The sequence below is a fragment of the Methylobacterium terricola genome, assembly GCF_006151805.1.
Lineage (GTDB): Bacteria > Pseudomonadota > Alphaproteobacteria > Rhizobiales > Beijerinckiaceae > Methylobacterium > Methylobacterium terricola.
Genome location: NZ_VDDA01000004.1, coordinates 487684 through 514238, shown reverse-complemented (window position 1 = coordinate 514238; position 26555 = coordinate 487684). Strand labels below are relative to the sequence as shown.

The following is a 26555-nucleotide window of genomic DNA, read 5'->3' as shown; positions in this document are numbered from 1 at the left end:
GGCGATGCAGCTCACGCTCTGGACCTACGAGGGACCGCCCCATATCGGCGCGATGCGGGTCGCCACCGCGATGCGCGGCCTGCACTACGTGCTGCACGCGCCGCAGGGCGACACCTACGCCGACCTGCTCTTCACCATGATCGAGCGGCACGGCGCCCGCCCGCCGGTGACCTACACCACCTTCCAGGCCCGCGACCTCGGCGCCGACACCGCCGAGATCTTCAAGCAGGCGGTCGCCGCCGCCTACGAGCGCTTCCGCCCCCAGGCGATGATCGTCGGCGCCTCCTGCACCGCCGAGTTGCTGCAGGACGATCCGGCCGGGCTGTCGCAGGCGCTGGGCCTGCCGATCCCGGTGATTCCGCTGGAGCTGCCGGCCTACCAGAAGAAGGAGAACTGGGGCGCCTCCGAGACCCTCTACCGCCTGGTGCGGTCCCTGGCGCCCGCCGCCCCGGTCGCGGAGCGGGTGCGGGCGAGCTGCAACATCCTCGGGCCGACCTCGCTCGGTTTCCGCCACCGCGACGACCTGCGCGAAGTGCGCGGGCTGCTCGCGGAACTCGGCATCGCCGTCAACGTCGTCGCCCCGCTCGGCGCGACGCCGGCCGACCTCGCGCGCTTGAGCGAGGCCGCCTTCAACGTCGTGCTCTACCCGGAAGTGGCGCGCAGCGCCGCGCAGTGGCTGGAGCGCAGCCACGGCCAGCCCTTCGTCGAGACCGCGCCGATCGGCGTGAGGGGCACCACCGCCTTCATCGAGGCGGTGGCGGCGCTCGCCGGGCTCGATCCTGCGCCGGTCCTCGGGGCGCAAGGCTCGCGCCTGCCATGGTACTCGCGCTCGGTCGATTCGACCTATCTCACGGGCAAGCGCGTCTTCGTCTTCGGCGACGCCACCCATGCGGTCGCGGCGGCACGGGTCGCCACCCGCGAGATCGGCTTCACCCTCGTCGGCCTCGGCACCTATTCGCGCGAATTCGCCCGGGAGGTGCGGGCCGAAGCCGCGACCCACGGGATCGAGGCGCTGGTCACCGACGACTACCTCGCGGTCGAGGCGGCGATCGCCGCGGCGCAGCCGGAACTGGTGCTCGGCACCCAGATGGAGCGCCACGTCGCGAAGCGGCTCGGCATCCCCTGCGCGGTCATTTCGGCGCCGATGCACGTGCAGGACGTGCCGGCCCGCCACGCGCCGCAGATGGGCTTCGAGGGCGCGAACGTGCTGTTCGACACCTTCGTCCACCCGCTGATGATGGGACTGGAGGAGCACCTGCTGGCGATGTTCCGGGACGATCCGGAATTCCACGATGGGGTGGCGCCGTCGCATCTCGGCGGCCGACCCTGGGAAGAGGCGGAGACCGTGGTGACCTCCGCACCCGCGACCGCCGCCGCCCCGATGATCTGGGCGATCGAGGCCGAGCGCGAGCTGAAGAAGGTCCCGTTCTTCGTGCGCGGCAAGGCCCGCCACAACACCGAACGCTTCGCCCGCGAGCGGTCGCTGCCGCTCATCACCGTCGAGACCCTGTACGATGCCAAAGCGCATTTCAGCCGGTGACGGACCGGGCGCGCTGCCGGAGCTGCGCGTCGTCATCGTCACCCTCGACAACCACCTCGCCGGGGCGGTGGAGCGGGCGCGCCGGGTGCTGGCGACGACGGCGCCCGGCCTGATCCTCGGCTTCCACGCCGCCGCCGAGTGGGACACCGATCCGGCGGCCCTCGCATCCTGCCGGGCCGACATCGCCCGGGCCGACATCGTGCTCTCGGCGATGCTGTTCATGGACGAGCACGTCCGCGCCGTTCTCCCCGCATTGCTCGCCCGCCGCCCGCATTGCGATGCGATGGTCGGCTGCCTCTCGGCGGCGGAGGTGGTGCGCACGACGCGGATGAACCGCTTCGCCATGGACGGCTCGCAGCGCGGCGCCCTCGACTTCCTCAAGCGCCTGCGCGGCAAGGCGGGGCCCGGCGGTGCGCAGGGGAGCGGCGCGCGCCAGATGGCGCTGATCCGCCAGATTCCCCGGATCCTGCGCTTCATCCCCGGCTCGGCCCAGGACGTGCGGGCCTATTTCCTGACCCTACAATACTGGCTCGCCGGCTCGGACGAGAACGTCGTCAACCTCGTGCGCTTCCTCGCCGGCCGCTACGCCGCCGGGGAGCGGGCCGCCTGGCGCCGGTACCTCTCCGCCGCCGAGCCGCTGGCCTATCCCGAGACCGGCCTCTATCACCCGCGGCTCGGCAAGCGGGTGACCGAGCGTCTCGACCGGCTGCCGGCGGCCGGGAGAGCCGGGCGGGTCGGCTTGCTGCTGATGCGCTCCTACGTGCTCGCCGGCAACACCGCGCATTACGACGGGGTGATCGCGGCGCTGGAGGCCCGTGGGCTCACGGTGGTGCCGGCCTTCGCCAGCGGGCTCGACAACCGCCCGGCGGTGGAGGCGTTCTTCCTGCGCGACGGCCGGCCGGCGATCGACGCGCTCGTCTCGCTCACCGGCTTCTCCCTCGTCGGCGGCCCGGCCTACAACGACGCGGCGGCCGCGAGCGCAATGCTGGCGCGGCTCGACGTGCCCTACCTCGCCGCCCAGGCGGTCGAGTTCCAGACCCTGGCGCAGTGGGAGGCCTCCGCCCGCGGCCTGTCGCCGGTCGAGGCGACCATGATGGTGGCGATTCCCGAGCTGGATGGCGCCACCGCCCCGATGGTGTTCGGCGGCCGCGCCGCCGGAGGCTCCGAGTCCCGCGACATGGCGGTGCATCCCGAGCGCGCCGCGCGCCTCGCCGACCGGGTCGCCAGACTCGTGTCCCTGCGCTCCCGCGCGAAGTCCGAGCGCCGGGTCGCGGTGGTGCTGTTCAACTTTCCCCCGAATGCCGGCGCCACCGGCACCGCCGCCTTCCTGTCGGTGTGGGACTCGCTGCACCGCGTGCTTCAGGGGCTCGAGGCGGACGGCTACGCGGTCGAGATGCCCGACAGCGTCGATGCCCTGCGCGACCGGGTGCTCACGGGCAACGCCGCCCGCTACGGCACCCCAGCCAACGTCGCCCACCGCATCCCGGCCGACGAGCACGTGCGGCGCGAGGCCCACCTCGCCGACATCGAGGCGCAATGGGGCCCGGCGCCGGGCCGCCACCAGAGCGACGGCGGGTCGATCCTGGTGCTCGGCGCCCAACTCGGAAACGTCTTCATCGGGGTGCAGCCGGCCTTCGGCTACGAGGGCGACCCGATGCGCCTGCTGTTCGAGCAGGGTTTCGCGCCGACCCACGCCTTCTCGGCCTTCTACCGCTACCTGCGCGAGGACTTTCGTGCCGACGCCGTGCTGCATTTCGGCACCCACGGGGCGCTCGAATTCATGCCCGGCAAGCAGACCGGGCTCTCCGCCGCCTGCTGGCCCGAGCGGCTGATCGGCGCGCTTCCCAACATCTATCTCTACGCCGCCAACAACCCGTCGGAGGGCACCCTCGCCAAGCGCCGCACCGCCGCGACGCTGGTGAGCTACCTGACCCCGAGCCTCGCCCAGGCCGGGCTCTATCGCGGGCTCATCGACCTCAAGGCGTCGCTGGAACGCCGCCGCGCCCTGCCGCCGGAGGATGCCGCCGAGCGGGCGAAGCTCGCCGTCCTCATCCACGGCCAGGCATCGGGCCTTGATCTCGCCGCGGGCGACGGCTGGGGCGACGATGCGGAACCGCGCATCGCCGATCTCACGGTTCGCCTGATCGAGCTCGAACACACCCTGATCCCGCACGGGCTGCACGTGGTCGGGCAGGGCACCCCGCCGGAGGAGCGCGGTGACCTGCTGCTGGCGCTCGCCGAATCCGTTCACGGCCTCGCGCCGGACCGCGCCGCGGTCGCGTGGCTGGTCGCCGGCGCCGCGCCGGAAGAGGCGGCGGGGCCCGGCGCCGACGACGCGACCCTCGCGGCCTTCCGGGCGCTGGCCGAGACCGACCGGCTGCTCGCCGAGGACCACGAGATCCCGGCCCTGCTGCGCGCCCTCGACGGCCGCTTCATCGCCCCGGTCGCCGGCGGCGACGTGCTGCGCGCGCCCGCGATCCTGCCGACCGGGCGCAACCTGCACGGCTTCGACCCCTACCGGATCCCGAGCGCCTTCGCGCTGGCCGACGGCCGCGCCCAGGTCGAGCGGCTGCTCGCCCGCCACGCCGCCGAAGGCGGCGCCTATCCGGAGAGCATCGCGCTCGTGCTGTGGGGCAGCGACAACCTGAAGAGCGAGGGCGCGCCGGTGGCCCAGGCGCTGGCGCTGATGGGCGCCGCGCCGCGCTTCGACGGCTACGGCCGGCTCTGCGGCGCGGTGCTGATCCCGCTCGAAGACCTCGGGCGGCCGCGCATCGACGTCGTCGCGACCCTGTCCGGCATCTTCCGCGATCTCCTGCCGCTCCAGACAAGGCTGCTCGCGGAAGCCGCCTACCTCGCGGCCAGTGCCGACGAGCCGGAGGCGATGAACTTCGTGCGCAAGCACGCGCTGGCGCATCAGGCATCCCAGGGCATCGACCTCGAGACGGCGGCGCTCCGGGTCTTCAGCAACGCGGAAGGAGCCTACGGCGCCAACCTCAACCACCTCGTCGAATCCGGACGCTGGGAGGACGAGACCGAGCTGTGCGAGACCTTCTCGCGCCGCAAGAGCTTCGCGTATGGCCGGGACGGCCGTCCCGAGCCCCGCCGCGCGCTGATGCAGGCGGTGCTGGCGGGGGTCGACCTCGCCTACCAGAACCTCGATTCGGTCGAGGTCGGGGTGACCAGCGTCGACCATTACTTCGACGGGCTCGGCGGCATGGCCCGCGCCGTGGCGAAGGCCCGGGGCGCCACGGTGCCGGTCTATATCAGCGACCAGACCCGCGGCGAGGGCCGGGTGCGCTCGCTCTCCGAGCAGGTGGCGCTGGAGACCCGCACCCGGATGCTCAACCCGAAATGGGTCGAGGGGATGCTGGGCCACGGCTACGAGGGCGTGCGCCAGATCGACCAGCACCTCACCAACACGGTCGGCTGGTCGGCGACCACCGACGGCGTCGCGCCCTGGATCTATCAGCGCATCACCGAGACCTACGTCCTCGACGAGGCGATGCGCGAGCGCATGGCGGCGCTCAATCCCGCCGCCTCGGCCAAGGTCGCCCATCGCCTGATCGAGGCGCATCGGCGCGGCTTCTGGACCCCCGACCCCGAGACCCGTGCCGCCCTCGACCGGGCCGAGGAGGCCCTGGAGGACCGGCTCGAAGGCATCACCGCGGAGGCCGCCGCATGAACATCGCGATCCGAAACCCCGTGCCGGCGCGCCGGGAAGAGGGGAGCCTCCAGGTCGCCCTCGATCCGGACATCCGCATCGAGACCGCCAAGGTCTTCGCCGTCTACGGCAAGGGCGGCATCGGCAAGAGCACGACCTCGTCCAACCTCTCGGTCGCGTTCTCGAAGCTCGGCAAGCGGGTCCTGCAGATCGGCTGCGACCCGAAGCACGATTCGACCTTCACCCTGACGAAGCGCCTCGCCCCCACCGTCATCGATGCCCTGGAGGCGGTGCAGTTCCACTCGGAGGAGCTGCGCGTCGAGGATTTCGTGGTCGAGGGCTATAACGGCGTGCGCTGCGTCGAGGCGGGGGGACCGCCCGCGGGCACCGGCTGCGGCGGCTACGTCGTCGGCCAGACGGTGAAGCTCCTCAAGGAGCATCACCTGCTCGAAGACACCGACGTGGTGATCTTCGACGTGCTCGGCGACGTCGTCTGCGGCGGCTTCGCCTCGCCGCTCCAGCACGCCGACCGGGCGCTGATCGTCACGGCGAACGACTTCGACTCGATCTTCGCCATGAACCGCATCGTGGCGGCGATCCATGCCAAGTCGAAGAATTACGGCGTGCGCCTCGGCGGCGTCATCGCCAACCGCTCGGCCAAGACCGACGAGATCGACCGGTTCAACGCGGCGGTCGGCTTGAAGCGCCTGGCGCATTTCCAGGATCTCGACGTGGTGCGCCGCTCGCGCCTGAAGAAGGCGACGTTGTTCGAGATGGATCCTTCGCCCGAATTGCTGGCGGTGCAGGCCGAGTACCTGCAACTGGCGGAGCAGTTGTGGGCCGGCGTCGACCCGCTTCCGGCGGTGCCGATGAAGGACCGGGATCTGTTCGAGTTCCTCGGGTTTGACTGATGACCAGCCCCACCTACGCCGCCCGCCGGGCGCAGCTCGAAACCTATTTCGACCGCACCGCCGTCGAGGCCTGGGCGCGGCTGACCTCGGATGCGCCGGTGAGCCGGATCCGCGCCACGGTCCGGGCCGGCCGCGACGCGATGCGGGCGGAGCTCCTGTCCTGGCTGCCCGCCGACCTCGCCGGGCGCCGCCTGCTCGATGCCGGCTGCGGCACCGGCGCGCTCGCCGTCGAGGCGGCGCGGCGGGGCGCCGAGGTCGTGGCCGTCGACGTATCGCCGACGCTGGTCGGCCTCGCCCGCGAGCGCACCGCCAGCCTGCGGCTCACGGGCCGCCTCGATTTCCGGGTCGGCGACATGCTCGACGAGGGTTTGGGCCGCTTCGACCACGTCGTGGCGATGGATTCGCTGATCCATTACCGCACCCCCGACATCGTCAGGGCCCTCGACCGGCTCAGCCGCCGCACCGAGGCCTCGGTGCTGTTCACGGTGGCGCCGCGCACGCCGCTCCTGACCGTCATGCACATGGCCGGGCGCCTGTTTCCCCGCGGCGACCGGGCACCGGTGATCGAGCCGGTCGGCGAGCGCTCCCTTCGCCGCCGCATCGCCGCCGAGCCGGGATTGCAGCCTTTCACCCTCGCCCGGAGCCGGCGGATCAATTCCGGCTTCTATCTCTCCAACGCCCTGGAGCTGGCACGCCGATGAGCCAAGCTCGCCGCCTCGCCCGGGCGCTCGCGGATCTCGGGCCGCGCTACCTGCCCTTCGCGGATGCCGCGACCGCCGAGCTGCCCCTCGGCCGGCTGCTGCGCCTGTCGCTGTTCCAGGTCACGGTCGGGATGGCGGCGGTGCTGCTGATCGGCACCCTCAACCGGGTGATGATCGTCGAGCTGGACGTGCCGGCCTGGATCGTCGCCGTGATGCTGTCGCTGCCGCTGCTCGCCGCCCCGTTCCGGGCGCTGGTCGGCTTCCGCTCCGACACCCACCGCTCGGTGCTGGGCTGGCGGCGCGTGCCCTACCTGTGGTTCGGCACGCTCTTGCAGTTCGGCGGCTTCGCCATCATGCCGTTCGCGCTGCTGATCCTGTCGGGGGACACCACTGGGCCGATCGTGATCGGCCAGGCGGCGGCGGCTTTGGCCTTCGTGCTCGTCGGGGCCGGCCTCCACACCACGCAGACCGTCGGCCTCGCGCTCGCCACCGACCTCGCGCCGCCCCACGCCCGCCCGAAGGTGGTGGCGCTTCTCTGCGCCATGCTCCTCGCCGGCATGATGGCGAGCGCCGTGGTGTTCGGGCTGGCGCTGGCGCATTTCTCGGCGATCCGGCTGATCCAGGTGATCCAGGGCGCTGCGCTCGCGACCCTCATCCTCAACGGCATCGCCCTGTGGAAGCAGGAGCCGCGCGACACCTCCCGCCAATCCGTGCCGGCCCGCCGCTTCGGCGAGGCCTGGGGGGCGTACGCCGCCGAGCCGCAGGCGCGCCGTCGGCTCATCGCCACCGGCCTCGGCACCGCGGGGTTCAGCATGCAGGACATCCTGCTCGAACCCTATGGCGGCCAGATCCTGCATCTCCCGGTCGCCGCGACGACGGCGCTCACGGCCGTCCTCGCCATCGGCGGTGGAGCGGGGCTGCTCATCGCGGCGCGCTGGCTCAACCGCGGCGGCGATCCGTTCCGGGTCGCGGCGGCCGGCGCGGTCGTCGGCATCGCGGCCTTCTCGGCGGTGGTCTTCGCCGCGCCCCTCGGCTCCGGCGGCCTGTTCGCCTGCGGCGTCGCGCTGATCGGGCTGGGCGGCGGGCTCTTCGCCCACGGCACGCTCACCGCCTCGATGGCCGGCGCCGCTCCGGAGCAGACCGGCCTCGCCCTCGGGGCCTGGGGCGCGGTCCAGGCCTGCGCCGCCGGGTTGGCCATCGCGGCGAGCGGCATCCTGCGCGATCTCGGCTCGGCGCTCGCGGTCTCGGGCCGCCTCGGCGAGGCGTTGTCCGAGGCCTCGACCGGCTACCTCGTCGTCTACCACATCGAGATCGGGCTCCTCTTCGCCACCCTGGTGGCGATCGGGCCGCTGGTGCGCCGGCCCGATCGCGCCCCGCTCTCCGCCCGTCCGGCCCTATCGTAGGAGCAGGCCATCATGCCCAAGGGTGCCCTCACGAGCTACCTCGACGTCGCGCAAGTGGTGCTCTACGCGTTCTGGATCTTCTTTGCCGGCCTCATCTTCTACCTTCGCCGCGAGGACCGCCGGGAAGGCTATCCCCTCGAATCGGAAGTCCATGGCGGCCTGAAAGGCTGGGACTGGCTGTTCATCCCGTCGCCCAAGACCTTCCTGCTCGCCGACGGCTCGGCGGTGCTGGCGCCGCGCCCGCACGAGGGCCCGGTCGGCGAGCTCAAGGCGGTCAAGGTCGAGCCCTGGCCCGGCGCCCCGATCGTCCCGACGGCGACCGACGATTCCCGCCTCGCCGACGGCGTCGGCCCGGGCGCCTACGCGTTGCGCGCCGAGCGGCCGGACCTGACCTGGGAGGGCAAGACCCGCATCGTGCCGATGCGCGTCGCCGACGAGTTCACGGTCGCGGCCGACGACCCCGACCCGCGCGGCATGCCGGTCTACGGCGCCGACGGCGTGCTCGCCGGCACCGTCACGGAGATCTGGATCGACCGCGGCGAGTCGCTGCCGCGCTACTACGAGATGGAGCTGGAGGGCGCCCGCGACCGCACCGTGCTGATCCCGGTGACCTTCGCGGACGTGAAGCGCTTCAGCCAGCACAAGAAGGTCGTCGTCGCGGCCCTGCTCGCGCGCCAGTTCGCCGGCGTGCCGCAGCCGCGCGATCCCGACAGCATCACCCTGCGGGAGGAGGAGCGGGTCATCGCCTATTACGGCGCCGGCACGCTCTACGCCACCGATCGCCGCCAAGAACCGCTGCTGTGACGGGAGCCGCTGCTGTGACGGACCTCCTCCCTCATGGGCTGCCCGGCCCTCTCCCGAAGGGCGAGCGCCTGCTGTGGCAGGGCCGCCCGGCCCTCTTGAGCTTGGCGCGCCGCGCCTTCCACGTCGATCTCGTCGCGCTGTATTTCGGCGGCCTCGCCCTCGTCCAGACCGTTTCCGCCGGGCGGGTCGCGGCGGCCTGGCCGGTGCTGCTCGCCGGTGTCCTGGCGCTCGTCATCCTGTTCGCGCTCGCCTGGGGCGCCTGCCGCACCACGGTCTACACCCTGACCGACGCACGGCTGATGCTGCGCATCGGCATCGCGCTGCAGATGGACGTGAACCTGCCGCTGCGCGAGATCGAGGGCGCCGCCTTCCACAGGTTCAGTGACGGCAGCGGCGACCTGCCCCTGCTGCTCAAGCCCAGCGTTCGGCTCGCCTATCTGCACCTGTGGCCGCATGCCCGGCCCTGGCGCCTGACCCGGCCCGAGCCGATGCTGCGCTGCGTGCCGGAGGCCGAAGCCATCGCCAAGCGCATCGCCGCAGCGCTCGCCGAGGCGAACGGCCAACCGGTTCAGGCCTTGCCGCCGGCCCCCGTCGCCAGCCCCGCTCTGCCCGGCCGCCTCGCGGCAGCGGGTCACTAGGGGGATTGTCATGGCCCGCGACATCCCGGTCCCCCGCGCGCTCCTGCGCAATGCCGGCCTCCTCGTCGCCTTCTCGCTCGCCGCGGTGGCGGTCGGCCGCTCCAGCGGCGTCGGGATCACCCAGATGCCGCCGGCTTCAGCCGTCCAGGTGCTCGACCTCGCGGTGGAGGATCGGCCGGACGGCCGGGTGTCCCTGCGCGATGCCGAGAGCGGCCGCCTCGTCGCCGAGGTGCAGCCGGGCGAGGACGGGTTCCTGCGCGCGACCCTGCGGGTGATGGCCCAGGCGCGCCTGCGCCAGGGCCTGTCGCGAACGCCGCCGTTCCGGCTCACCCGCTGGGACAACGGCACGCTCACGCTCGACGACGTCGCGTCGGGCCGGCGGATCAACCTCGAAGCCTTCGGGCTCGACAACGCGGTCGCCTTCGCGCGGCTGCTCGGACAGGGGAGGGGCGCATCGTGATGCAGTGGTTGGGCGGCCGACGCCGCATCGAGGTGCCGTGCACGGTCGAGATCGAGCAGACCGCCGAGAGCCTGCACGCCCATGTCGTCCTCGATGGCGGCCTGCTGATCGCCCCGGGCGACGAGGTGACGGTGCACGACGCGCCGACCTCCGTGCCCTACGGCGAGCGCATCGTGGTGCGCCGTACCGCGACCGTGGTGCGCGCTGGCGCCGTCGAGCGCCTGTGGACCCGCATCGCGGGCCATTTCGAGCTCACCGAACTCTACGAAGTCAGCTTCTCGGAAAGGACGCGGCTATGAGCGCGACGACCCTGAAGACCCCGAACGAGAGCACGAAGTCGGCCCAGGAAACCACCTTCCTGAGCCCCCGCTTCTATACCACGAACTTCGAGGAGCTCGACCGCACCGACGTCGAGCCGGTGCGGGCGGAGTGGGACGTGCTCATCGCCGAGATGCGCTCCGACCCCAACAAGCGCCATTTCGTGCGCAATGCCGACTTCGACCTGGATCTCTCCGGCCTCGACCCGGAACTGCGCAAGGAGTTCCTCGACTTCCTGGTCTCGTCGATCACCGCCGAGTTCTCGGGCTGCGTGCTCTACGCCGAGATGCGCAAGCGCGCCAAGAACAAGGACATCCGCGAGCTGTTCGGCTTCATGAGCCGCGACGAGGCGCGGCATGCCGGCTTCATCAACGACACGCTGAAGGACTTTGGCGTTGGCATCGACCTCGGCTTCCTGACCAAGGCGAAGAAATATACCCATTTCCGGCCGAAATTCATCTTCTACGCCACCTACCTGTCGGAGAAGATCGGCTATGCCCGCTACATCACGATCTTCCGCCACCTCGAGCGCCATCCGGACAGGCGCTTCCACCCGATCTTCAAGTGGTTCGAGAAGTGGTGCAACGACGAGTTCCGCCACGGCGAGGCCTTCGCGCTCTTGATGCGCGCCAACCCGAAGCTGCTCACCGGCGTCAACTACTACTGGATCAAGTTCTTCCTGCTCGCGGTGTTCTGCACGATGTACGTGCGCGACCAGTGCCGGCCGGCCTTCCACAAGGCGCTCGGGGTCGACCCGAAGGAATACGATTTCCAGGTCTTCGCCATCACCTCGGAGATCTCGCGCCAGGTGTTCCCGCTCACCCTCGACATCGACCATCCGGGCTTTCGGGCCGGCCTCGAAAGCCTGCTGGCTTGCGCCCGCGGCATCGAGGAGGCGAAGGCGCGGGGCGGGATCGTCGGCAAGCTCCGGCATGCCGGTCACGCGGCGCGGGCGGCGCTGGCCTTCGGGCGGCTGATGGTCATGCCGGCGAAGGCCAACCCGATGCCCGCCCAGATCCGCCTCAGCCCCGCCTGGTAGCGCCCGCATGTCCGACTACGCCGCGCCGATTCTCTACGCCGTCGTGATCTGGTGGTTCCTGACCGGGGCGATCCTCTGGCTGAACCACCGGCCGCGCCGCACCCATGCCTGGAGCTTCGGCGCGACGACCCTGGCGCTGGCGGGTGCCCTTTGGGTGATCGCATGGAGTGCGACCCAGGAGAGCGAGGCGGGGGCCTACGCGGCCTTCACGGCGGCGCTGATCGTCTGGGGCTGGCAGGAGATGGCCTTCTACATGGGCTACCTCGCCGGTCCCCGGCGCACCCCGGGCTTGGCCACCGACCGGGGCCTCGCCCGCTTCGGCGCAGCGGCGGCGACCAACCTCTGGCACGAGGCAGCGATCATCCTGGGGTTCGTCGCCATCGCCTGGCTGATTGCGGGCGGCCCGAACCGGATGGCGTTGTGGACCTACCTGGTGCTGTGGGGGATGAACCTCAGCGCCCGGCTCAACCTGTTCCTCGGCGTGCGCAACCTCAACGCCGAGTTTCTCCCCGAGCACTTGCGCTATCTCGGCAGCTTCTTTCGCCGCGCGCCGATGAACGCATTGTTTCCGGTGGCGATGATCCTCGCCACCGGCTTCCTCCTGGTGCTGCTGCACCCCGCCGTCACCGAGAGCGCGTCCGCCTTCAAGCGCTCCGGCCACACCATGATGGCGACCCTGATGGCGCTCGCCATCCTGGAGCATGGGTTCCTGATGCTGCCGCTGCCCTCGGCCGCGCTCTGGGGCTGGGGGCTGCCCGCCCGCCGCCCGGGCGCCGACGCCGCGCCGTAAATACAAGAACACGACCAGAAGAAGATCGTACAAGGGGACGCTCGATGGACTACGAAACGATGTTCTCCGCCGCCCTTCAGGGCCTGCACCGCGAGGGACGCTACCGGGTCTTTACCGACCTCGAGCGGCAGGCCGGCCGGTTCCCCTACGCCACGCAGCACGGTGCCCACGGCACCCGCGAGGTGACGGTGTGGTGCTCGAACGACTATCTCGGCATGGGCCAGCACCCGGCGGTGACGGGCGCGATGCACGAGGCGATCGACCGCTGCGGCGCGGGGGCCGGCGGCACCCGCAACATCTCGGGCACCAACCACTACCACGTCCTCCTGGAGCAGGAACTTGCCGACCTGCACGGCAAGGAGGCGGCGCTTCTCTTCACCTCGGGCTACGTCTCGAACTGGGCCGGGCTCGGGACCCTGGCCTCGAAGCTGCCGGGCTGCGTGGTGTTCTCGGACGAGGGCAACCACGCCTCGATGATCGAGGGCATCCGCTCCAGCCGCGCCGAGCGCCACATCTTCCGCCACAACGACCCGGCCGACCTCGACCGCAAGCTCCGCCTCGTCGATCCCGATCTTCCGAAGCTCGTCGCCTTCGAGTCGGTCTACTCGATGGACGGCGACATCGCGCCGCTCGCCGAACTCTGCGACGTCGCCGAGGCGCACGGCGCCATGACCTATCTCGACGAGGTCCATGCGGTCGGCCTCTACGGCCCGCGCGGCGGCGGCATCGCCGAGCGCGAGGGGCTGATGCACCGCCTCACCGTGATCGAGGGCACGCTCGGCAAGGCCTTCGCGGTCTCCGGCGGCTATATCGCAGCCTCCGCGGCGCTCTGCGACTTCGTCCGCAGCTTCGCCTCCGGCTTCATCTTCACCACCTCGCTGCCGCCCGCCATCGCGGCGGGCGCGGCGGCGAGCATCCGCCACCTCAAGGCGAGCGGGGTCGAGCGCGCCCGCCACCAGGACCGGGTCGCGGCGGTGCGCCGGCGCCTCTCCGCCATCGGCATCCCGCTCCTCGATAATCCGAGCCACATCGTGCCGGTGATGGTCGGCGATCCGGTGTTGTGCAAGCAGATCAGCGACACGCTGCTCGACGAGTTCGGGATCTACGTCCAGCCGATCAACTACCCCACCGTGGCGCGCGGCACCGAGCGGCTGCGGATCACCCCGTCGCCGCTCCACAGCGACGCCGATATCGACCATCTGGCGGCGGCGCTCGGGGCGATCTGGGGGCGGATCGGGCTGGCGCGGGCGGCGTAGGGCCCACCGCTCTGAACCCTCCCCCTCCGCGGGGGAGGGTTGATGCGCGCGACCGTTTCAGCCTGTGATGGACGCGATCGTCAACCATGTCGGTCGTCAATTTCGTTAGACATTTCCGCTCCCCCGGCCGATCCTGGCACCCACCCCTCACCCATGAGGATTCTCCGTGGCGCCCACCTCATCGGCCCTGTCCCGGCGGGCCCCGAAACCGGGCTTCGCGACGCCGGCCATCGTTCCCGAGGCGGCGCCCCGGCCGCCCTATCCGTTCTCGGCCATCGTCGGCCAGGACGCGATGCGCCGCGCGCTGCTGATCGCGGCGGTCGATCCGGCTGTGGGCGGGGTGCTGGTCTTCGGCGACCGCGGCACCGGCAAGTCCACCGCCGTGCGGGCGCTCGCCGCCTTGCTGCCGCCGATGCGGGCGGTGGCGGGCTGCGCCTATTCCTGCGATCCGGTGGACGCCGCCGCGCTCTGCCCCGCCTGCGCTGCCCGCCGGGGCCAGGGCCTCACGGTCAAGACCGTGCCGGTCCCGGTGGTCGACCTGCCGCTCGGCGCCACCGAGGACCGGGTCGTCGGGGCGCTGGATCTCGGCCGGGCCCTCGGCGCCGGCGAGAAGGCGTTCGAGCCGGGGCTGCTCGCCCGCGCCCATCGCGGCTTCCTCTATATCGACGAGGTCAACCTGCTCGAGGACCATCTCGTCGACCTGCTCCTCGACGTGGCGGCCTCGGGGGTGAACACCGTCGAGCGCGAGGGCCTGAGCCTGCGCCACCCGGCGCGCTTCGTCCTCGTCGGCAGCGGCAACCCGGAGGAGGGCGAGCTGCGGCCGCAGCTCCTCGACCGTTTCGGCCTCGCCGTGACGGTGACGACCCCGACCGACCTCGCGACCCGGGTGGCGATCGTGCGCCGCCGCGACGCCTACGACCGGGACCCCGCCGCCTTCGCGGCGGAATGGGCCGCCGAGGAGGCGAGGCTCGGCGGGCAGATCCTCGCGGCGCGGGCGCACCTGCCCGAGGTCGACGTGCCGGACGCGATCCTCGAAGCCGCCGCCCGCCTCTGCCTCGCGCTCGGCACCGACGGCCTGCGCGGCGAACTCACCCTGATGCGCACCGCCCGGGCGCTCGCGAGCCTCGACGGCGCCGGGGCCGTCAGCCTCGGCCATCTGCGCGAGGTCGCCCCGAGCTGCCTGAGCCATCGCCTGCGGCGCAACCCGCTCGACGAGGCCGGATCCGAGGCGCGGATCGCCCGGGCGCTCGCCGAGGTTCTCGGGTGAGCGCCGCGCCGGACCCGGTCGGGATCGAGGCTGGCTGGTCTCGGGCCTGCCTCGCGGCGGCCCTCGTCGCCCTCGATCCGGCCGGGACCGGGATCGTGGTCCGTGCCCGGCCCGGTCCGGTGCGGGAGGCCTGGCTCGCGCGGCTGCACGCCCTCCTGCCCGCCGGGGCGCCGGTGACGCGCCTGCCCGCCGGCATCGCGGACGACGCGCTCCTCGGCGGGCTCGACCTGCCGGCGACCCTGCGCAGCGGCCGGCCGGTGGCGCAGGCGGGGCTGCTTGCCCGCAGCCATGGCGGCGTGATGGTGGCGCCGATGGCCGAGCGCCTCGGCCCCGCGACCGCGGCGCGGATCGCGCAAGCGCTCGATACCGGCACCGTCGAGGTCGCCCGTGATGGGATCTCGGCCCGGCACCCGGCGCAGGTCGGCCTGGTGCTCCTCGACGAAGGGGAGGGCGAGGACGAAGCCGTGCCCGCCCCCCTCGCCGACCGCGCGGCGATCCACCTCGACCTCGACGCCGTCCCGCCGCGCGGGCTCGCCGCCACGCCGCAGCCGCCGAGCCTCGCGGAGGCCCGTGCGGTCCGGCCGATCGTCCCGGAGGAGGCCGCCGAGACGCTGTGCGCCGTCGCGGCCCGGCTCGGCATCGCCTCGTTGCGCGCGCCGCTCCTCGCCCTGCGGGTGGCGCGGCTGCACGCCGCCCTCGCCGGCCGGGAGAGGATCGCGGATCCGGACCTCGGCGCTGCCGTCGCCCTGGTGCTCGCGCCGCGCGGCTGCGCGTGGGCCCCTGACCACGCGGGGGCCCCCGACGAGAGCCCGGCCGCGCCGCCGCCGGACGGCGACGCGGCCGGCCCGGCCGGACCGGCGAGCGAGGCGGACCGCATCCTCGCCGCCGCGGCAGCGAGCCTCCCCCCCGGCCTTCTCGCTCGCCTCGCCGCAGGGGAGCGGCCCGGCAGCCGCCTCCCCGGCGCCGGCCGCAGCGGAGCCGCCGCCGCGGCGCAACGCGGCCGCCCGGTCGGGGCCCGGCCGGGCGATCCGCGCCGCGGGCGCCTCGCCCTGATCGAGACCCTGCGGGCCGCCGCGCCCTGGCAGCGCCTGCGCCGGGGGGAAGGCGAGGCCGGGCTTCGCGTCACGCCCGAGGATCTGCGCATCCGCCGCCTGATCCAGCGGCGCGAGACCACCACGATCTTCGCGGTCGATGCCTCCGGCTCCGCGGCGTTGGAGCGCTTGGCCGAGGCGAAGGGCGCCGTCGAATCGCTGCTCGCCGACTGCTACGTGCGCCGCGACCGCGTCGCCCTCGTGGCCTTCCGGGGCAAGGGGGCCGACCTGCTGCTCGCCCCGACCCGCTCGCTGGTGCGGGCGAAGCGCGCACTGGCCTCCCTGCCCGGCGGCGGCGGCACGCCGCTCGCGGCCGGCATCGCGGCGGCGGGCAAACTCGCCGCCGCCGAGCGCCGCGGCGGGCGGAGCCCCGTGGTGCTACTCCTCACCGACGGGCGCGCCAACATCGCCCGCTCCGGCCAGCCGGGCCGCGCGCTCGCCGCCGCGGACGCCCTGGCGGCCGCCCGGGTGCTGGCCGCGGAGGGCACCCGCGCCCTGGTGATCGACACCGCCGCCCGCCCGCAGGATGCCGCCCGCGCCCTCGCTGCCGCGATGGCGGCGCGCTACCTCGCCATGCCGCAGGCCGACGCCGCGCGCCTGACCCGGGCCGTGCGCGAGGCCGCCCCGCCGGGGTGAGCACGATGCCCCCCTCCGACGACAGGCCCGCCTTCGCCCGGGAGGGCCGCGACTGGCCGAACCGCGAGGCGAGCCGCTTCGTCGCCGCCGGCGGCCTGACCTGGCACGTGCAGGAGGCCGGCGCCGGCCCGGTCCTGCTGCTGCTCCACGGCACCGGCGCGGCGACCCATTCCTGGCGCGGGCTGCTGCCGCGGCTCGCCCGCGAGTTCCGGGTGATCGCCCCCGACCTGCCGGGCCACGGCTTCACCGATCCGCTGCCGACGCCGTCGCTGCCGCGGATGGCCCGGGCGCTCGCCGACCTGCTGCGCATCCTCGACGCGACGCCCGACGTTGCGGTGGGTCATTCCGCCGGTGCGGCGATCCTGGCGCGGCTCTGCCTCGACGGCGCCGTGGCGCCCCGCCTCCTCGTCGGGCTCAACGCGGCGCTCAAGCCGTTTCCCGGCATGGCCGGCTTCCTCTTCCCGGCGATGGCCCGCGCCCTGTTCCTCAACCCGGTGACGCCGCGGGTCTTCGCCTGGTCGGCCGATCGCGCGGCGGTGGAGCGGCTGATCGGCGGCACCGGGTCGACCCTCGAGCGCACCGGCCTCGACCTCTACCGCCGCCTGTTCCAGTCCCCCGGCCACGTCGCCGGCGCGCTCGGCATGATGGCGAACTGGGACCTCACCGCCCTCGATCGCGACTTGCCGCGCCTCAGGACCCCGCTGCTGCTGATCGTCGGCGGCCAGGACCGTACCATCGCGCCGGATGTCTCCTTCGGTCTCGCCGACCGCCTCGGCGGTCGGGCGCGGGTCGAGCTGCTGCGCGGGCTGGGGCACCTGGCGCACGAGGAGAAGCCGGAACTGGTCGCGGGGCTGATCCGGGCCGGGGCGGAGCGGGAGGGGGTGGTCTGAGCGTGCGCGGGCCTTGCCGAGGACGATGCGCGACCGCCGGATTTCCCGCTTGCCACCCGGTTCGACCACGATGATAGTGTCAACTTATGTTGACACTCGACGACGCGCCGCCGCGGGTCACCGCCGCCCGGCGCCGGCCCCGCGCGGTGGTGATCGGCAGCGGCTTCGGCGGGCTCGCGGCGGCCCTGCGGCTCGGCGCGCGGGGCTACCGGGTCAGCGTGCTGGAGCGGCTGGAGCAGCCGGGCGGGCGGGCGCGGGTCCACCGCCAGGACGGCTTCACCTTCGACGCCGGGCCGACCATCGTCACCGCGCCGTTCCTGTTCGAGGAGCTGTGGGCCCTGTGCGGGCGTCGCCTCGCCGACGACGTCACGCTGGTGCCGATGCGGCCGTTCTACCGCATCCGCTTCGACGACGGCGCCACCTTCGCGATGAGCGGCGAGGCCGAGGCGATGCGTGCCGAGGTGGAGCGCCTGTCGCCCGGCGAGGCGCCCGCCTACGACCGCTTCATGGCGCTCTCCGACGCGCTGTGCCGGGTCGGGTTCGAGGAGCTCGGGGCGGTGCCGTTCGGGCGCGTCACCGACATGCTCCGCATCGCCCCCGATCTCCTGCGCCTCGGCGGCCACCGCAGCGTCTATAGCTTGGTCTCGTCGGTGTTCCGCGACGAGAAGCTGAGGACGGCATTCAGCTTCCACCCGCTGCTGATCGGCGGCTCGCCGTTCCGGGCGAGCGCGCTCTACTGCCTGATCGCCGCCCTGGAGCGGCGCTGGGGCGTGCATTCGGCGCTCGGCGGCACCGGCGCCCTGGTGCGCGGGATGGTCGACCTGATCGAGGGCCAGGGCGGCGAGGTGCGGTGCGGCGCGGAGGTCGCCCGCATCCTCGTCCGGGACGGCGTTGCCCGGGGTGTCGCGCTGACGGACGGCACGCCGATCGCGGCCGACGTGGTGGTGTCGAACGCCGATTCGGTCGCCACGGCGCTCGACCTACTGCCGCCGGAGGCGCGGGGCCGGCGTGAGCGGCGGCTCTCCCGGGCGCACTCCTCGATGGGGCTGTTCGTCTGGTACTTCGGCACGCGCCGCCGCTACCCGGAGCTGGCCCACCACACGATCCTGCTCGGGCCGCGCTATCGCGGGCTCCTCGACGACATCTTCACCCGCAAGGTGCTGGCCGAGGACATGAGCCTCTACCTCCACCGCCCGACCGCCACCGATCCGAGCGTCGCCCCGCCGGGCTTCGATGCGTTCTACGTGCTCGCCCCGGTGCCGAACCTCGCCGGCGGGCAGGACTGGACGGCTTTGGCCGAGCCGTTCCGGCAGCGCATCGCCGCACGGCTGGAGGCGACCGTGCTGCCGGGCCTGTCGGACGCCCTCGTCACCTCGCGGGTGACGACGCCGCAGGATTTCGCCGACGACTTCCTCGCCACCCGCGGCTCGGGCTTCGGGCTCGAGCCGATCCTGACCCAGAGCGCGTATTTCCGCCCGCACAACCGCAGCGGCGCGGTGCGCCATCTCTACCTCGTCGGCGCCGGCACCCATCCGGGGGCCGGGCTGCCGGGCGTCTTGTCCTCCTCGAAGATCCTCGATCGCGTGGTGCCGGATGCTGCCGTCTTTGCCTGATGCGCGCCCTCGAACGCCCTTCGCCGCGTCCCTGGCCCGCTCCGCCGACCATACCGCCTGCCGGGCGGCGATCCGGACCGGCTCGCGCAGCTTCTACGCCGCCTCGTGGCTGCTTCCGGCCCCCGTCCGCCGCGATGCCTACGGGCTCTACGCCTTCTGCCGCCTCTCCGACGATGCGGTCGACGGGGCGGGCGCCCGGGCCGACGCGGTGCCCGCCTTGCGGGCCCGCCTCGCCGCAGCCTATGCCGGCCGCCCGGCCGACGCCCCCGCCGACCGGGCACTCGCCGAGATCGTCGCCCGCCACGCGATCCCGGAGGCGCTGCCGGCGGCGCTCCTCGAAGGTCTCGCCTGGGACGCCGCCGGGCGGCGCTACCCGGATCTCCCTGCGCTCACCGCCTACGCGACCCGGGTCGCCGGCTCGGTCGGGGCGATGATGACGCTCCTGATGGGCGTGCGCTCGCCCGAGGCCCTGGCGCGGGCCTGCGACCTCGGCATCGCCATGCAATTCACCAACATCGCCCGCGACGTCGGCGAGGATGCCCGGGCCGGCCGCCTCTACCTGCCGGAGGCGTGGCTGCGCGAGGCCGGGATCGACCCCGAGGCGTTCCTGGCACGGCCGGAGGCGAGCCCGGCCCTGGCCCGGGTGGTGGCCCGCCTGCTCGCCGCCGCCGACGGGCTCTATGCCCGGGCGGAATCCGGCATCGCGCAACTGCCGGCCGGCTGCCGCCCGGCGGTGCGCGCCGCCGGGCTGATCTACGCCGAGATCGGCCGCGACCTGACCCGGTCCGGGCTCGACCCGGTCGGCCGCCGCGCGCGGGTGCCGGGCTCCCGCAAGCTCCAACTCCTCGCCCGCGCCCTCGCCACGCCCGCGATCCGCCGCGCCGGCCGGCCGGCCCTGCCGGAGGCGGCCTTCCTGCTCGAGGCCGTCGCGGCGATGCCGGTGCCCGCCATCGCGCCGCGGCCCGCCTGGTGGAATCTCGGTGGGCGGGTCGTGCGCGTCCTCGACCTCATCGAGATCCTGCGCGAGCGCGACCGCCTGGGTGGCGCGGCTCCGTCGTAGGCGGAAGGCTGTTCGCGCGGATCGACCGCAGGCTGGCCTTCGGGGCCGTGCCGGGCGTCGGGGTCCGGCACCGCCGGGTGTCGCAGCGGGACAGGCGGGGAGCCGCGAGCGCCGTTCTGGCGGGACGCCAGGACGGCAGCGCGCCCGCCCTGGTTCCGCCGCGAGAGCATCGGTTTGCCCGGCGCCTCGCGATACACGGGGTCGTCCCCGGGCCGCGCGAGCGGAACCCGGGATCCAGACATTCAGGTCGGGGCGCGATCGAGCGGGACGCTGGCCGTCTCGTCCCGATGGACCCGTGCCTGGGGATGGCGTGTCGCGCCCCCCCGGGTCCAGGCTCGGCCGTCGCGGCCCCGGAATGACGCAGAGCGGGAGAGCCGTCGGCCCCGTCGCGGGGCCGATGCCTGCGGGCCGGGTCGGGGTCGCCCGTCACTCCAGCTCCAGCACCACGCTCCGGAACCCCTGCGGCTTGCGTGCCGGGCAGATGTCGGCGTCGTCGCTGAGGATCTGGACCTTCTTGCCGTCGGGCGCGACGATCAGGCCTTCCGGCTGGAAGTCGGGGATCGCCGCGAGCGCCTGGGCGACGCCGGCGACCCGGGTCGGGGCCTCGCCGGCCTGGCCGGACCAGCGGTAGAGATCGGCCGATTCGCCGCCGCTGCCCGAGCCGCCCGCGATCACGAAATAGGCCTTGATCCCCGGCGCATAGGCGATGTCGCGGATGCCGCGGCCCTTGAGGTCGAGGGCGATCGGCTTGGCGAGCTTCGGGCCTGCGCCGCCGGCCAGCACCTCGGCCGGGTTCTCGAACGGGATCACCAGGGCGTCGTTATCGGCATTGAGGGGGTTGCGCAGGCCCACGAGCAGGCCGCGCCCGTCCGGGGCCGGGCTCAGGCCCTCGATGGAAAGGCCGCGCCGTCGCGGGCTGAGGCTCGGCTTCGACGCCTGATCGACGGCGATGCGCTCCGAGAGCGCCGGGTCGAGATCGGCGATCGCCTTGGCGAGGCCGTGGAACGCCTTGCCCTTCGGCGTCACGGCGGGCGCTTTCGGATCGCCGCCCACCGACAGGGCGAGCATCTGGCGCGACGCCTCGCGGGTGCGGCCCTCCGCGTCGCGGGCATGCGAGCCCATCAGCACCAGGTCGCCGCCGAGCCAGGCCAGCGCTTCGAGGTCGGCCTTGGCCGGCTCCTCGCGCCGTCCGGTGGCGAGCGCGGCGTCGAGCTCGCCGCCCTTCAGGGCGAGCGGCGGGCCGGATTCGTCGGCCTTGTAGAGCCGCAGGGTGGTGTCCTCGTCGTCCACCACCAGGAAGCGGTCGCCGAAGCTGCCGGCGGGGTAGGGGACGGCGCCGGAGGCCTCGCACAGGCCCCAATGCATCAGCACCGGGCCCGCCTTCACCTCGGCCCGCGCGCCTTGCGCCGCGAGACAGAGGGCGAGCACGGACACGAGTTTCTCCAGGCGCAGATTGCCCAGGCCCGTCATGGCGATCCTCCGGATGTCGCGGCCCGTCGCTGCGGACCGTCTTCGCAGTATTTCACGCGGCCAAGCAATCCTTCAATGCGGAGCGTGCAGATTCTTTGCGTCACGCGGGCGAACACCGCGAGCGGGCGTCCGGCCGCGGCAGGTCAGGCCTCCTCCCGTGTGGCCCCGTCGCCGGCGTCGCGGCTCTGCTCGGCGACGAAGCGGCGGCGCGCCTCGGCGGCCTGCCGGAACGCCTTGGAGCGCGGCGGCACCCCGGCCAGCTTGCCGATCTCGCGCAGGATCAGCTCGGCCTCGAAGGCCGCGGCGCGCTCCAGCGCGACGGCCCGGCTGTCGGCGCCGCGGGAGGCCGCGTGGCGCTCCAGCCCCTCGCGGCAGATCGCGACGCGGTATTCGAGCCATTCCATCACGTCGAGGAAGGCGCGCTCCCGGATCTGCGCGGCCGTGGCCCGGCGCTTCGTCTCGCTCACTCCTCGTCCCTCCGCGACACGGACGGGCGATGATCTCGCACATCCAGCCACGCATTGCCGACTCCGCTTGCGGTGCTCCACCGAGCGTATCGTCAGCGCGAGATCCGGGCGAGCAGGGTGATCAGCTCGCCCTGGCTCGTCACGCCGGTCTTGGCGAAGACGCTCTTGAGCTGGCTGCGGGCCGTCGCGATGGTCACGCCGCGCAACGCCGCCACGGCGTCGAGATGGCCGTGCGCGAACAGCAGCGACGCCAACCCGGCCTCGCCCGGCGTGAGGCCGAAGGCCGCCACGAGACGCTCGGGCGCGACGTCCCGGCCGCGGTCGAGATCGGTCACGCTCACGAGCATTCGCCGGGGAGCGCCGGGGAGCGCCGGTCCGTGGGACAGGGGCGACACGGTGACGATGCAGGGCCGCCGGCCATCCGGGCGGGCGACCACGAGGAACCGGTCGCCCTCCGTGGTCACGGCCGCGAGCGCCCGGGTGGCGGCGCAGAGCTGGACGAAACGGAGCTGGTCGGCCGGACGCAGCAGCCGCACCTGGCTCGTCGTCACCACGAATCCGTCGCGGGCCCGGGCCAGGGCGAGCAGCGCCGCGTTGGCGAAGGCCAGCCCGCCATCGCTGTTCAGGATCGCGGCCGGATCGGTCAGCCCCTCGAGGTGGACTTCCAGCCCGTCCTCCAACAATGGCGCATCGGTGAGCGTGCCGAGGCGGTGGGCCGTCGCCACGGCGCGGCGCAGGTGGCGCATCAGTTCGTGGAACAGCACGACTTGCTCGCTCGAGAGCGGGCCGGTCCGCTCCGAGCCCGAGAAGGCGAAGGCGTAGGTCAGGCCCTCGTCCGGGCGGCAATAACCGGTGGCGTGATAGCGGATGCCGATCCGGTCGGCCTCCCATCGCGAAAAATCCGGGTAGTTCTCCGAGGTGAAGACCGGATCGAGGCCGTCGAGGTAGTGGTCGGCCCCCGGATGCGCCCGTTCGAACAGGGCCTGGGGGTTCCGGGTGTGATAGTGCTCGGCGTACTCGGACAGGATGCGGTCGAAGGGCAGGTCGCGATACCCCGTCATCGCGGAGGCCAGGACCTCGGGGCGGTCGGCCCGGTGCAGGATCGCCGCGACCCCATAGGCACCGAGGCGCTCGGCCACGGCGCCGGCCACCGAGATCCACGATTCCTCGCCCAGGGGCACCCCGTGGATGCGCAGGATCAGGCGGCTGAGATCGTCGTCGAGCGACATGCTGGCCCGTGATGCATGGCCGCCCGGCGGCGTTTGGATGGCGTCCGGCCTTCCTTACGCTGTTGCGCGCAGCAGCGGAACAATCAGACGACGTCGACGGACAATGCATTCGGCCCTCTGGGCGCCGTTCCCAGGAGGCGATGACGCGTCTTGCTTCCCTTCCTTCAGATAGGGGATGCGGAAACGGGGCTTAACTCTAGGGTGATGAGGTCGAGTGAGGAGGGTGGCGGCGATGATCCGCGGATCCGTAGTGATGATGTTGGTCGTTCTGCCGGCTGCCGATGCATCGGCACAGCAAGGTCGTCCAGTCCAGGCAGCCATGCGGAGCTGCCAGGACGTCCATCAGGCCTGCGTGGCACGGGCGGACCCGCGCTATGCTGCAGGATGCGATGGATATTACGAGGAGGCGAAGCGAAGCGGAATCTGGCCACCTTTCCGGCAGAATCCGGCCTTCGCCTGCGCGCGATAGGGGGAAGCCCTGCCCCTCCGGGCAGGCGCCGGCCGCCGGCCGCGTCAGATGTGCAGCGCCTCGCCGAGCGCCCGCAGGTTCGCCTCGTGAAACGCTTCGCCGAGGGTCGGATGGGCGTGGATCGTGCCGGCGACGTCCTCCAGCCGCGCGCCCATCTCAAGGGCGAGGCCGAACCCCGCCGCCAGCTCCGAGACCCCGTCGCCCACCGCCTGGATGCCGAGCAGCAGGTGGTTGTCGGCCCGCGCCGTCACCCGCACGAAGCCGTCCTCGGCGCCGAGCGTCATGGCGCGGCCATTGGCGGCGAAGGGAAACAGGCCGGTGCGGATCTCGTGGCCCGCGGCCCTCGCCTCGTCCGGCGAGAGCCCGGCCGAGACCACCTCCGGATCGGTGAAGCAGACCGCCGGGACCGCCACCTTGTGGAAGGCGCGGCGGCGGCCCGCCACGAGGTCGGCCACCATCTCGCCCTGCGCCATGGCGCGGTGGGCCAGCATCGGCTCTCCGGTGACGTCGCCGACCGCCCAGACGTTGCGCATCGAGGTGGCGCAGCGCTCGTCGATGCGGATGAACGGCCCGCTCATGTCGAGGTCGAGCCGGTCGAGCCCGAAATCGTGCGTGCGTGCCTTGCGGCCGACCGCGACCAGGATCACCTCCGCCGGGATCGTCCGGGCTTCGCCGCCGATCTCGACGTCGAGCGCATCGCCGGCGGCCGACAGGCCGGTGGCCTTGGCGCCGAGCAGCACCTCGATCCCGAGGCCGCTCAAGCGGCGCGCCACGGGGCGGGTCAGCTCGGCGTCGTAGGCCGGCAGGATCCGCTCCGCCATCTCGACCACCGTCACCGTGGCGCCGAGCTTGGCGAAGGCGGTGCCGAGTTCGAGCCCGATATAGCCCGCCCCCACCACCGCCATCGTGGCCGGGACCTTTGGCAGCGACAGGGCCTCGGTCGAGGAGATCACCCGCCCGCCGAACGGGAGGTGGGGGAGCGCTGCCGGGACCGAGCCGGTGGCGAGGATCACGTGCTCGGCCCGCACCCGCTCGGGGCCGGTATCGGTCTCGACGAGGCAGGTCTTGCCGTCGACCATCCGCCCGCGCCCGCGCAGGATCTTGACCCCGCCGCGCTTGAGGAGCGACGCCACCCCGGTGTTGAGCCGCCCGACGATGCCGTCCTTCCAGGCGAGCGTGCGGGCGAAGTCGAGCTGCGGCGGCCCGGACGAGAGGCCGAAGGGCGAGGCATCCCCGGCCTGCAGCACGGCCGCGTGATAGGCCTCGGCCGCGTGGATCATCGCCTTCGAGGGGATGCAGCCGACATTGAGGCAGGTGCCGCCCAACCGGTTCTCCTCGACCAGCACGGTGTCGATGCCGTGCTGGCCGGCCCGGATCGCCGCGACGTAGCCGCCCGGGCCGCCGCCGAGCACCAGGAGCTTGGTGGTGATCTCGCTCAACGATCAGGCCTCCATGAACAGGGTCGCGGGCGTCTCGAGCAGGCCCTTCAGCGCCTGCACGAACAGGGCCGCGTCGTAGCCGTCGACCACCCGGTGGTCGAAGGACGCCGAGAGGTTCATCGTCAGGCGCGGCACGAAGGCGCCGTCGCGCCAGACCGGGCGCATCACCTGCTTGTTGACCCCGATGATCGCCACTTCCGGCCGGTTGATCACCGGCGTCGTCACGATGCCGCCGAGGGCGCCGAGCGACGTGAGGGTGATGGTCGAGCCCGACAGCTCGTCGCGGGCGGCGAGGCCATTGCGGGCGGCGTCGGCCAGGCGCCGCACCTCGGCCGCCGCGTTCCAGACGTCCCGGGTCTCGGCGTGGCGGAGCACCGGCACCATCAGGCCCGACGGGGTCTGGGTCGCAATGCCGACATGGATGCCGGCATGGCGATGGATCACCTCCGCCTCGTCGTCGTAATGGGCGTTCATCTGCGGGAAGTCCGGGAGGCTACGCACCAGGGCCTGGACCAGGAACGGGATCAGGGTCAGCTTGGGGCGACTGGCGCCGTGGCGCTGGTTGAGGGCGGCGCGCAGCTCCTCCACCGCCGTCACGTCCACCTCCTCGACGTAGGAGAAGTGGGCGACGCGGCGCTTGGCGTCGGCCATGCGCTGGGCGATGCGCCGGCGCAGGCCGATGACCTTGATCTCCTCCACGCCCGTGCGCGGGGCGCGGCCGGCGGGAGCGGGAGCCGCCTCCTCGGGCGGGGCGCTCAGGAAGGCGTCGAGGTCGTCATGGCCGATGCGGCCGGCGGGTCCGGTGCCGCGGACCTGGCGCAGGTCGATGCCGGCGTCGAGCGCCCGGCGGCGCACGGCGGGAGAGGCGACCGGCTTCTCGCTGGCGGGACGTGGCGGGCCGGACGATGGGGCCGCCGCGGCGGGGCGCGGGGGAGGGGCGGCGGCTGGCGCGGGCTTGGCCGGCGCGGGCTTCGGCGGCTCCGGCGGTTTGGGCGCCGCGGCGGGCTTGGATGCGGGCGGCGCCGGCTCCAGGCCGTCCGCGGCCGGGACCAGGGCGGCGGCGGGCGTCCCGGCGGCCTGGTCCTGCGCCTGCGCGACCTCGGGGGTCACCGCGACCCCAGCCTCGGGCGTCGCCGCGGCCTGGGGTGCGGTCTCGCCGCCTTCGACCTCGAGCCGCACCAGCTCGGCCCCGACCGCCAGCATCTGGCCGGCCTCGGCGCCGAGCGCCGCGACCGTGCCGCTCACCGGCGAGGGGATCTCGACGGTCGCCTTGTCGGTCATCACGTCGGCGAGCGGCTGGTCCTCGCGGACCACGTCGCCGACCTTGACGTGCCAGGCCGAGACCTCGGCCTCGGCCACGCCCTCGCCGATATCCGGGAGCTTGACGATGCGAAAGCCCATGG

General features: G+C 73.2%; 22 protein-coding genes. 17 read left to right on the top strand and 5 right to left on the bottom strand.

What is annotated here, in order from left to right; all coding sequences use genetic code 11:
* Positions 1 to 4: 4 nt before the first annotated feature.
* From bchB to FF100_RS12790, 17 genes are all read left to right on the top strand, one after another.
* The gene (gene bchB / locus FF100_RS12870; protein WP_139036069.1) at positions 5 to 1540 is read left to right on the top strand and encodes a ferredoxin:protochlorophyllide reductase (ATP-dependent) subunit B; all 1536 of its coding nucleotides are present in this window, start codon (positions 5 to 7) and stop codon (positions 1538 to 1540) included.
* Positions 1515 to 5222, top strand: a complete 3708-nt coding sequence (locus tag FF100_RS12865) for a magnesium chelatase subunit H (RefSeq protein ID WP_139036068.1) — start codon at positions 1515 to 1517, stop codon at positions 5220 to 5222. Before bchB ends, FF100_RS12865 begins: the two co-directional genes overlap by 26 nt.
* Positions 5219 to 6112 carry a ferredoxin:protochlorophyllide reductase (ATP-dependent) iron-sulfur ATP-binding protein gene (gene bchL, locus FF100_RS12860; RefSeq protein ID WP_048427102.1) on the top strand — a complete coding sequence of 298 codons (894 nt, stop codon included), beginning with the start codon at positions 5219 to 5221 and terminating at the stop codon, positions 6110 to 6112. The genes FF100_RS12865 and bchL overlap by 4 nt, the downstream gene beginning before the upstream one ends.
* On the top strand, positions 6112 to 6813 hold the full coding sequence (gene bchM / locus FF100_RS12855) for a magnesium protoporphyrin IX methyltransferase (protein WP_139036067.1): 702 nt from the start codon (positions 6112 to 6114) through the stop codon (positions 6811 to 6813). Before bchL ends, bchM begins: the two co-directional genes overlap by 1 nt.
* Positions 6810 to 8216 (top strand): BCD family MFS transporter, encoded by a 1407-nt coding sequence (locus tag FF100_RS12850; RefSeq protein WP_139036066.1) that lies wholly within the window; start codon positions 6810 to 6812, stop codon positions 8214 to 8216. The genes bchM and FF100_RS12850 overlap by 4 nt, the downstream gene beginning before the upstream one ends.
* 12 nt (positions 8217 to 8228) lie before the next feature.
* Positions 8229 to 9020: a photosynthetic reaction center subunit H gene (puhA, locus tag FF100_RS12845; protein WP_139036065.1), complete on the top strand. Its 792-nt coding sequence runs from the start codon at positions 8229 to 8231 to the stop codon at positions 9018 to 9020.
* A gap of 14 nt (positions 9021 to 9034) precedes the next feature.
* Positions 9035 to 9658 carry a photosynthetic complex putative assembly protein PuhB gene (gene puhB, locus FF100_RS12840; protein WP_246102050.1) on the top strand — a complete coding sequence of 208 codons (624 nt, stop codon included), beginning with the start codon at positions 9035 to 9037 and terminating at the stop codon, positions 9656 to 9658.
* Positions 9659 to 9668: 10 nt separating this feature from the next.
* Entirely contained in the window at positions 9669 to 10118 is a 450-nt protein-coding gene (gene puhC / locus FF100_RS12835; RefSeq protein ID WP_139036063.1) for a photosynthetic complex assembly protein PuhC, read from the top strand.
* Positions 10118 to 10417: a hypothetical protein gene (locus FF100_RS12830; protein ID WP_139036198.1), complete on the top strand. Its 300-nt coding sequence runs from the start codon at positions 10118 to 10120 to the stop codon at positions 10415 to 10417. The genes puhC and FF100_RS12830 overlap by 1 nt, the downstream gene beginning before the upstream one ends.
* A complete protein-coding gene (gene acsF, locus FF100_RS12825; protein ID WP_139036062.1) occupies positions 10414 to 11475 on the top strand; it encodes a magnesium-protoporphyrin IX monomethyl ester (oxidative) cyclase in 1062 nt (353 codons plus the stop codon). Before FF100_RS12830 ends, acsF begins: the two co-directional genes overlap by 4 nt.
* A 7-nt stretch (positions 11476 to 11482) precedes the next feature.
* On the top strand, positions 11483 to 12265 hold the full coding sequence (gene puhE, locus FF100_RS12820) for a putative photosynthetic complex assembly protein PuhE (RefSeq protein WP_139036061.1): 783 nt from the start codon (positions 11483 to 11485) through the stop codon (positions 12263 to 12265).
* A 44-nt stretch (positions 12266 to 12309) separates the two neighbouring features.
* On the top strand, positions 12310 to 13521 hold the full coding sequence (hemA, locus tag FF100_RS12815) for a 5-aminolevulinate synthase (protein WP_139036060.1): 1212 nt from the start codon (positions 12310 to 12312) through the stop codon (positions 13519 to 13521).
* 229 nt (positions 13522 to 13750) lie between these two features.
* Positions 13751 to 14788: a magnesium chelatase ATPase subunit I gene (bchI, locus tag FF100_RS37580; RefSeq protein WP_281287279.1), complete on the top strand. Its 1038-nt coding sequence runs from the start codon at positions 13751 to 13753 to the stop codon at positions 14786 to 14788.
* Positions 14785 to 16515 (top strand): magnesium chelatase subunit D, encoded by a 1731-nt coding sequence (locus FF100_RS12805; protein WP_246102049.1) that lies wholly within the window; start codon positions 14785 to 14787, stop codon positions 16513 to 16515. Before bchI ends, FF100_RS12805 begins: the two co-directional genes overlap by 4 nt.
* Before the next feature lie 5 nt (positions 16516 to 16520).
* Complete coding sequence (bchO, locus tag FF100_RS12800) at positions 16521 to 17405, top strand: alpha/beta fold hydrolase BchO (protein WP_139036057.1); 885 nt, start codon at positions 16521 to 16523, stop codon at positions 17403 to 17405.
* An 86-nt stretch (positions 17406 to 17491) separates the two neighbouring features.
* Positions 17492 to 19018 (top strand): phytoene desaturase family protein, encoded by a 1527-nt coding sequence (gene crtI, locus FF100_RS12795; RefSeq protein WP_139036056.1) that lies wholly within the window; start codon positions 17492 to 17494, stop codon positions 19016 to 19018.
* A complete protein-coding gene (locus FF100_RS12790) occupies positions 18999 to 20078 on the top strand; it encodes a phytoene/squalene synthase family protein (RefSeq protein ID WP_139036055.1) in 1080 nt (359 codons plus the stop codon). Before crtI ends, FF100_RS12790 begins: the two co-directional genes overlap by 20 nt.
* Positions 20079 to 20504: 426 nt before the next feature.
* On the opposite strand, the gene FF100_RS12785 is transcribed toward FF100_RS12790, so the two are convergent.
* The 5 genes from FF100_RS12785 to FF100_RS12765 form a co-directional block, all read right to left on the bottom strand.
* A complete protein-coding gene (locus FF100_RS12785; RefSeq protein ID WP_139036054.1) occupies positions 20505 to 21548 on the bottom strand; it encodes a DUF3616 domain-containing protein in 1044 nt (347 codons plus the stop codon).
* Positions 21549 to 21691: 143 nt separating this feature from the next.
* A complete protein-coding gene (locus FF100_RS12780; protein WP_139036053.1) occupies positions 21692 to 22015 on the bottom strand; it encodes a hypothetical protein in 324 nt (107 codons plus the stop codon).
* 92 nt (positions 22016 to 22107) lie between these two features.
* Positions 22108 to 23244 (bottom strand): helix-turn-helix transcriptional regulator, encoded by a 1137-nt coding sequence (locus tag FF100_RS12775; protein WP_139036052.1) that lies wholly within the window; start codon positions 23242 to 23244, stop codon positions 22108 to 22110.
* A gap of 513 nt (positions 23245 to 23757) precedes the next feature.
* Positions 23758 to 25152 (bottom strand): dihydrolipoyl dehydrogenase, encoded by a 1395-nt coding sequence (gene lpdA / locus FF100_RS12770; protein ID WP_139036051.1) that lies wholly within the window; start codon positions 25150 to 25152, stop codon positions 23758 to 23760.
* Positions 25153 to 25155: 3 nt separating this feature from the next.
* Positions 25156 to 26553, bottom strand: coding sequence for a dihydrolipoamide acetyltransferase family protein (locus FF100_RS12765; RefSeq protein WP_139036050.1), 1398 nt, complete (start codon positions 26551 to 26553; stop codon positions 25156 to 25158).
* Positions 26554 to 26555: the final 2 nt, after the last annotated feature.

Coding starts and splice junctions, on each gene's coding strand:
- puhA (WP_139036065.1), top strand. CDS start 8,229: ATGCCCAAGGGTGCCCTCACGAGCTACCTCGACGTCGCGCAAGTGGTG.
- FF100_RS12785 (WP_139036054.1), bottom strand. CDS start 21,548: ATGACGGGCCTGGGCAATCTGCGCCTGGAGAAACTCGTGTCCGTGCTC.
- bchM (WP_139036067.1), top strand. CDS start 6,112: ATGACCAGCCCCACCTACGCCGCCCGCCGGGCGCAGCTCGAAACCTAT.
- bchO (WP_139036057.1), top strand. CDS start 16,521: ATGCCCCCCTCCGACGACAGGCCCGCCTTCGCCCGGGAGGGCCGCGAC.
- FF100_RS12765 (WP_139036050.1), bottom strand. CDS start 26,553: ATGGGCTTTCGCATCGTCAAGCTCCCGGATATCGGCGAGGGCGTGGCC.
- FF100_RS12775 (WP_139036052.1), bottom strand. CDS start 23,244: ATGTCGCTCGACGACGATCTCAGCCGCCTGATCCTGCGCATCCACGGG.
- FF100_RS12850 (WP_139036066.1), top strand. CDS start 6,810: ATGAGCCAAGCTCGCCGCCTCGCCCGGGCGCTCGCGGATCTCGGGCCG.
- bchB (WP_139036069.1), top strand. CDS start 5: ATGCAGCTCACGCTCTGGACCTACGAGGGACCGCCCCATATCGGCGCG.
- FF100_RS12790 (WP_139036055.1), top strand. CDS start 18,999: ATGCTGCCGTCTTTGCCTGATGCGCGCCCTCGAACGCCCTTCGCCGCG.
- crtI (WP_139036056.1), top strand. CDS start 17,492: ATGTTGACACTCGACGACGCGCCGCCGCGGGTCACCGCCGCCCGGCGC.
- puhC (WP_139036063.1), top strand. CDS start 9,669: ATGGCCCGCGACATCCCGGTCCCCCGCGCGCTCCTGCGCAATGCCGGC.
- puhE (WP_139036061.1), top strand. CDS start 11,483: ATGTCCGACTACGCCGCGCCGATTCTCTACGCCGTCGTGATCTGGTGG.
- FF100_RS12865 (WP_139036068.1), top strand. CDS start 1,515: ATGCCAAAGCGCATTTCAGCCGGTGACGGACCGGGCGCGCTGCCGGAG.
- hemA (WP_139036060.1), top strand. CDS start 12,310: ATGGACTACGAAACGATGTTCTCCGCCGCCCTTCAGGGCCTGCACCGC.
- bchL (WP_048427102.1), top strand. CDS start 5,219: ATGAACATCGCGATCCGAAACCCCGTGCCGGCGCGCCGGGAAGAGGGG.
- FF100_RS12830 (WP_139036198.1), top strand. CDS start 10,118: ATGCAGTGGTTGGGCGGCCGACGCCGCATCGAGGTGCCGTGCACGGTC.
- acsF (WP_139036062.1), top strand. CDS start 10,414: ATGAGCGCGACGACCCTGAAGACCCCGAACGAGAGCACGAAGTCGGCC.